Genomic DNA, 6,672 nt, shown 5'->3' on the forward strand with positions numbered 1-6,672 from the left:
TGTGGCACGGGCATCTTGCCCGTGGAAGGGAACAGGCAAGATGCCTGTTCCACAAGATGAAAATTCATCTTTTGTGGAAGGGAACAGGCAAGATGCCTGTTCCACAAGATGAAAATTCATTTCTTGTGGAACGGGCATCTTGCCCGTTCTTAAGAATAGTACAACATCTCAGATTCAATAAATATGGGTAGCAAAAAGACAAATAAAAGTGAACAAACCCTAGAAATTCATGCCGAAGCCATGCTGTCTGACTACATAACTGCTGTTACTTGGTCGCCGGATGGCAAAACTTTAGCAGTCTGTTCTGCGGCGGGGGAAGTGATGCTGGCGAAAGTAGGGGCAGTTAATGAATTGTCCTTGCAAACGCTACAAAGTGCTACGGAGAAATCAGCCGATTGCTTGTCTTTTTCCCGCGACAGTCAATTCCTAGCTGCTGGCGGACAAGATGGAAAAGTGCGAATTTGGCGCGTTAATTCTGGTGAATTAATTGCTGATTTGGATAACCAGCGCGTCTGGGTTGATAAGTTAGCTTGGAGTCCCAACTGCAACCAGTTAGCTTTCAGTATGGGCCGCTACGTTCAAGTCTGGAATGCTGAGGATAATGTTGTTGAAGTAACGCTGAATTTCGAGTCATCATCTATTCTCGATTTAGCATGGCATCCGATGGTTCAATATCTGGCAGTTAGCGGCTATCAAGGTGTCAAAGTTTGGCATGGCGAAGACTGGGACGAAGACCCGGAAATTTTATCAGTACCCTCTGCAACCGGTGCCGTTTCTTGGTCGCCACAAGGGGAATATTTAGCTTGCGGCAATATGGACAATACTCTAATTGTTAATGAATGGGGTAATTTTGAACCGTGGGTAATGCAGGGTTTTCCGGGGAAAGTTCGGCAGTTAGCTTGGTCGGATAAAACTAATTCCTTGGGGGCGCCTTTGTTAGCGGCTGCGAGTTCGGAAGGCATTTCAGTGTGGGAAAAACACGCTGATGAAAGTGTCGGTTGGGATTCTTGGGGGTTAGAAGTGCATGAAAAAGTTGTAAATGCGATCGCCTTTCAACCTACCACATTTTTATTAGCTTCTGCCGCCGCAGACGGTCAAGTTTGTTTGTGGGAGGAAGCAGAACAATTGCTGCAAATTCTAGAAGGCGCAGAGGGCGGTTTTTCCTGTCTCGCATGGCATCCCGAAGGTCAGTTTCTCGCCGCTGGCGGCTGTGGAGGCGAATTGCTGGTTTGGTCATAAATCTATGGGCGGCAAAGGGTTCGGGCGGCGCTAAGTTCGCATAAGCACCCGTTTGACCAAAACATAAACAATTGAAAACTTTAGGACTTACCCACGGGTATCCAGAAACCGGGTTTTTCGAGGGTCTACTTCGTTGCAGACTGCATCGAGTAAAAAACCCGGTTTCTAAGCGTCGAAGTGCATCCAGGAGTGTTATCCTCTCTTTCTTGTCAAAATCCCTTGACTGGGACTGAACAGCAAAGCTACTAAAAATAACCCAAAAACAACTAATACAATTGCCGCACCTGACGGCATATTCAAATAATAGCTTAGATACATACCGCTCACGCTAGCTGTAATCCCAATAATTGCTCCTAATCCCATCATTAAATGTAGCTCTTTTACCAACAAATACGCCGTCATTCCCGGCCCGATTAATAGGGAAATTACTAACAGCGCCCCCACAGTTTGCAAACTCGCAACAATCGTCAGCGTAATCGCCGAAATCATCCCCAAATAAATCCAGTTTACAGCCAAACCGCCGGCTTGCGCTCCCAACGGGTCAAAAGTATAGAATAGCAGTTCTTTATAAAATATTTTAACCGTCGCCAAAATAATCAAAGTAATGACAAAAGTCTGTTGCACGTCAGCAGGCGCAACTGACAAGATATTGCCAAACAAAAACCCGTCTAAATCTAATTTGGTTGTCCGCAATAGGCTAATCAAGGTGACGCTAATTGCTAAGAATGTAGATAAAATTAATGCCATGATTGCATCAATTTTGAGGCGCGATTGGGACTGAATCCACGCCATAATCACGGCGCTGATAATTCCCGATATAAACGCGCCGATTGAAATATTGAAACCTAAAGAAAAAGCTACGGGCAATCCTGCTAATACTGAATGGGCAATCATGTCCACCATCATTCCCATTTGCTGTACAATTAAATAGGAACCAACAACGGCGCAGAGAATTCCTAGCAAAATGCCGACGGCGATCGCATTTCGCATGAACTCGAATTGTAGCGGCTCAATTAGTAGGTTTAACATTGAATTAGGTCAATAATAGGATTTTTTTAACTACAATCAATTGCACAGGCGGGACGCCCGTGCCACAATCAAATGCACAGGCGAGACGCCCGTGCCACAATCAACTGCACAGGCAGGATGCCCGTGCCAAAATCAACTGCACAGGCAGGATGCCCGTGCCACAATCAACTGCACAGGCGAGACGCCCGTGCCACAATCAATTTTAAAGATAAATCTTTTTTTGCTTACGCTGAAACTAAACTTAAATCGTATCCATAGGCTTTTTGAATATTGGCGGTGGTGAGAACTTCTCGGCAGGAACCTGTTGCAATTAACTGCTTGTTGAGCAATAATAAATTGTCGTACTGTTTTAAACTTTCGCCTAAATCGTGGCTGATTACTAGCAATGTTTTATTTTGGGCTTTTAGTTCGGCAAAAATATCGAAAATAATTTCTTCGGTTGCTTTGTCGATCGCGTTAAAAGGTTCGTCGAAGAAGAATAAATCGGCTTGTTGGGCGATCGACCTTGCTAAGAAAATCCGCTGCTGCTGTCCGCCAGACAGTTCGCCAATTTGCCGATCGCGCAAATCCCACATTCCCACCCGCAGCAAAGCAGCTTTGACCAATTCTTGCGACTGCTTCGAGGGGCTGCGAAACCAACCAGTCTGGACGGTTCGCGCCATCATTACCGCATTCCACACCGTAATCGGATAATCCCAGTCAATTTGCGATCGCTGCGGCACATAAGCCACCCGCGACAACTGTTCCTTCAGCAGTCGCCCCTGATATTTCACCAAACCCCGACAGGCCGGGATCAATCCCAGCATCGCTTTCACCATCGTGCTTTTCCCCGCGCCGTTGGGGCCGAACACACCGGTTAATTGCCCCGATTCTAAATGGAAATTGACGCTGTTGAGGGCCGCAATTCCTCGATAATTGACAGCTAAGTCTTGCACTTCTAGCATAATTAGAGATTTTGAGAACGATTCTTGTTCGTAGCTACTACAATAGGATAACTCAAAAAAGTAATAACGATTATCGTTCCAAAGGTGAAAATGTTAAAGAACTGGGCTGGAAAAAGCGGCAGATTGTGCGGTGTGGCTGTTTTGGCAATGGGCTGCGGACTGGTTGGCTGCAGTGGAGGGCAGAACGCAAGCAATGGGACGCCAGAGAGTCCGGCCGCGACTCAAACTCAAGCCAGTCCCGCCGCCAACTTGCCCAAAGTCGTCGCCACGACTGGCGTTATCTGCAACCTAACTAGAGAAATCGCTCAAAGTTCGATCGACACCACGTGTCTAATCAAGCCGGGAGACGACCCCCACGCCTATCAAACCAAGCCGGAAGACCGCAAAGCGATTGAAACGGGCAATCTGATTTTATACGGCGGCTATAACCACGAACCCAGCATCATTAAGTTAATTAAATCTAGCAGTAATTCCGCACCCAAAATAGCCGTCCACGAACTCGCCGTTCCCAAACCGCTGATGGGCAAAGACGACCACGAACACGGCGAAGAGAAAGCCCAAAACCAACCCCATGCAGAAGGCGAAAAAGTCCCTGACCCTCACGTTTGGCATAACCCTCAAAATGGCATCCGTATGGTAGAAACAATTCGGGATGAATTGATCAAAGTTTCCCCCACCAATGCTCAACTTTTTACAAAAAATGCAGCAAGCTTAACAGATGAGTTGCAAAAAATAGATACTTGGATAAAAGCTCAAATTGCGACTATTGCAGCAGAAAAACGCAAGTTAGTAACCACTCACGATGCTCTGAGTTACTATGCCGATGCTTACGGTTTGGAGATGGCTGGAGCTTTGCAGGGTGTGACGACTGAAGAACAGCCCACCGCCGCAAGAATTGCCGAATTATCCTCTGAAATTAAGACCGCAGGAGTGCCGACAATTTTTGCCGAAACTACAACTAATCCGAAGTTGATGGAGACTGTGGCGAGGGAGGCAAATGTCGAAATTTCGGACAAGGAACTTTACAGCGACGAGTTGGGCGGCCCCGGCACCGGTGCTGATACATATCAGGGAATGCTGAAAACTAATACTTGCGCGATTATTTCTGGCCTCGGTGGTAATTGTACTTCCTTTGCAGGAGAAACTGCACCAACTCCCAAACCATAGACTTTCTAAAGTTCGCCTAGCAAGCACCTTATATTTCAATAGGGTTCAGTTAAGCTTGATCCCCCCTAACCAAGGGCGGGCACGGGGGCACCGCCCCTACGAAGGGGGGGACAAGAACTTACTCAAAGTCAACCCCTACTCCCCTTCTTAAGGGGGATTTAGGGGGATCTCCGAGGAATAAATAGTTTTAACCCAAGCGTATTGCCTTACCTTTGCTGGGTACGCAGCAAAAAGCAGCGTTTGCAATCGCAGGGGTTTTCGATTGCAAACGCTGCGTTGACTGAGATGACTTTAAGGTGAATGTGGCTCCTCGGTACTGGGGGGTTTTTGGCCAATTCCCAATTGTTTCTTAGAGGATTTTAGGTCTTTCCAAAGCATCTTAATATCTTTATAGGCTTTCTCAGCGCTAATTTTCCCCCCTGTTTCCAGCGAGCAAATATAAGTTATTTTTTGAGCAAACTCCTGCAAGTTGGCATTAAACGCCAAGTTTTCTGGCGTGAAATCACCGTAGTAGCGATTGCGAGGATGTAAAAAATCTTCCCGCTCTTTCATTGCCCCCTCCTAATTAAACTTTTGGTATTCAACTTTTGGTTCGGTCTCTGCTGTTAATAGCACTATTTGTACTCAGTATCGCGGCGCTAACTTGCTTCTATTGTATTGCGTAAGTAGCAATTGTGCTTTTTCGCTCTGTATTTAGTCTATTAATGCAGTCTTAACCTTAAGTTAGCTTTATTTTAACTTTTCTTTAACCTAAAAGCAAAAAAATTGGGAAATGCGCGGTTCGCATCTCCCTTTAGAGATATTTGGCAGTGGGTGATTAACCTTTTCTGAAGCCGAATATTTATTTGTGGCACTCGCAGCCGGTGTGGCCGCAGCCTTGGCCGTTGGGGTGGCCGTCAGCGCAAGCACTGGAACAGTATGTTTTGCCGTCTTTTTCAATGGCTTCGCTGGGGCTGACCACGCACGAACATGAAGGACAGGCACATTTTGTTTGGGTGGCGGTAGTCATTTGAGCTTCTCCTGGTGGGGTTGTTTATCTCTACTAATATCTGAACACATATTCAGATATTAGTCAAGGGAATGTAAAAGTTTTGTTACAAAAGGTTTGTCGATCGCACTAAAATGAAAATCAGAATTAAAACAAGCCTTGAAAAGATGTCACCCAACTCTGCTGTTAATGGAGCGATAAGTCAGCCTTACCAACAAAACGATACACCAACGTGCGATCCATCGCACCTAGTTGACTGTTTGCGGGCCGGGGACATCCAAACACAGGTTCTCAACACCGCCAAAGCTCAGCGGATGGCTGAGTTTTTCAGTCTTTTGGGAGATGCGAACCGTCTGCGGCTGCTGTCGGTTTTGGCAAAACAAGAACTGTGCGTGTGTGACTTAGCTGCGGCGTTGAGTATGAGTGAGTCAGCAGTATCGCACCAGTTGCGGGCATTGCGGGCGATGCGGTTGGTAAGTTACCGCAAGGTTGGGAGACAAGTTTTTTATAGTTTACTCGATCGCCACGTTTTTGAACTTTACCAAGCAGTCGCCGAACACTTAGACGAAGAATAATCTTTTGGGCATTGGGCATTGGGCATGGGGCATTGGGCATTGGCCAAACAGGGCATCGGCCAAACAGGGCATTGGGCATTGGCCAAACAGGGCATTGGGCATTGGCCAAACAGGGCATTGGGCATTGGTAATGGATTTAAAATTCTGTAGGGGCGGGTTTTACCAATAATGTCGGCCTAATACCAATAATCTTGTAAACCCGCCCCCACCCAACTAGATATAGCGGTTCTCAAGCGTGGTGAGGTATGCCCTATGCCCTATGCCCTATGCCCTATGCCCATGAGTACCTCATCTTTCTGAGAAAGGCTATATCAATCTTGGACGGTGTGGCCCGTAGCAACAACCGCCTGTGTAATTGACTCTTCAGAAGCTTGAGCCTCAACCGTAACAGTCTTAGCTGCGACATCCACATTGACAGTAGCTTCGGAGTCAACAGTTTTGATGGCTTTGGTAATTGTATCACCGCAGCCGGAGCAGACGATCGAGGGAACGTTAAGTAGTATTGCCATAATAAAAGCCAAATATTGTAGATGACAGTATTGATTGTGCTTTTATTTTAATCTAATTTCGCTTTCCAAGCAAAAGTGCGTCCGCATAAATTCTGACTCTACAAAAGCCAAGTCCTGCGGCGCCGACTAATGACTAATGATATTATGTCCGAGCGAGCGATTAAAGGGGCGGGTTTTTGAGATTGTTAATTATTGGCAGATATTGTTGGTGAACCCGCCCC

8 protein-coding genes are annotated in these 6,672 nt (G+C 46.4%); 3 read left to right on the plus strand and 5 right to left on the minus strand.

Annotation, left to right across the window (positions count from 1 at the left end):
• Positions 1 to 183 precede the first annotated feature (183 nt).
• On the plus strand, positions 184 to 1,239 hold the full coding sequence (locus tag QUB35_RS19895) for a WD40 repeat domain-containing protein (RefSeq protein WP_333143493.1): 1,056 nt from the start codon (positions 184 to 186) through the stop codon (positions 1,237 to 1,239).
• Between the two features lie 192 nt (positions 1,240 to 1,431).
• Here QUB35_RS19895 and QUB35_RS19900 read toward each other — a convergent pair whose 3' ends face one another.
• Together QUB35_RS19900 and QUB35_RS19905 are read right to left on the minus strand one after the other, a co-directional pair.
• On the minus strand, positions 1,432 to 2,268 hold the full coding sequence (locus QUB35_RS19900) for a metal ABC transporter permease (RefSeq protein ID WP_333143494.1): 837 nt from the start codon (positions 2,266 to 2,268) through the stop codon (positions 1,432 to 1,434).
• Positions 2,269 to 2,492: 224 nt separating this feature from the next.
• A complete protein-coding gene (locus QUB35_RS19905) occupies positions 2,493 to 3,212 on the minus strand; it encodes a metal ABC transporter ATP-binding protein (RefSeq protein WP_333143495.1) in 720 nt (239 codons plus the stop codon).
• 90 nt (positions 3,213 to 3,302) lie between these two features.
• Between QUB35_RS19905 and QUB35_RS19910 the strand changes: the two genes are divergently transcribed.
• A complete protein-coding gene (locus QUB35_RS19910; RefSeq protein WP_333143496.1) occupies positions 3,303 to 4,379 on the plus strand; it encodes a metal ABC transporter solute-binding protein, Zn/Mn family in 1,077 nt (358 codons plus the stop codon).
• 291 nt (positions 4,380 to 4,670) lie between these two features.
• On the opposite strand, the gene QUB35_RS19915 is transcribed toward QUB35_RS19910, so the two are convergent.
• Both QUB35_RS19915 and QUB35_RS19920 read right to left on the minus strand, forming a co-directional pair.
• Positions 4,671 to 4,931 carry a DUF7219 family protein gene (locus QUB35_RS19915; protein ID WP_333143497.1) on the minus strand — a complete coding sequence of 87 codons (261 nt, stop codon included), beginning with the start codon at positions 4,929 to 4,931 and terminating at the stop codon, positions 4,671 to 4,673.
• A 289-nt stretch (positions 4,932 to 5,220) separates the two neighbouring features.
• Positions 5,221 to 5,388, minus strand: coding sequence for a metallothionein (locus tag QUB35_RS19920; protein WP_333081421.1), 168 nt, complete (start codon positions 5,386 to 5,388; stop codon positions 5,221 to 5,223).
• Positions 5,389 to 5,534: 146 nt separating this feature from the next.
• Here QUB35_RS19920 and QUB35_RS19925 point away from each other — a divergent pair, with 146 nt between their 5' ends.
• Positions 5,535 to 5,942, plus strand: a complete 408-nt coding sequence (locus tag QUB35_RS19925; RefSeq protein WP_333143498.1) for a metalloregulator ArsR/SmtB family transcription factor — start codon at positions 5,535 to 5,537, stop codon at positions 5,940 to 5,942.
• Positions 5,943 to 6,253: 311 nt separating this feature from the next.
• On the opposite strand, the gene QUB35_RS19930 is transcribed toward QUB35_RS19925, so the two are convergent.
• On the minus strand, positions 6,254 to 6,451 hold the full coding sequence (locus QUB35_RS19930) for a heavy-metal-associated domain-containing protein (RefSeq protein ID WP_333107044.1): 198 nt from the start codon (positions 6,449 to 6,451) through the stop codon (positions 6,254 to 6,256).
• Between the last annotated feature and the right edge of the window lie 221 nt (positions 6,452 to 6,672).

This window comes from Microcoleus sp. B13-B6, assembly GCF_036705405.1.
Classification (GTDB): Bacteria; Cyanobacteriota; Cyanobacteriia; order Cyanobacteriales; family Microcoleaceae; genus Microcoleus.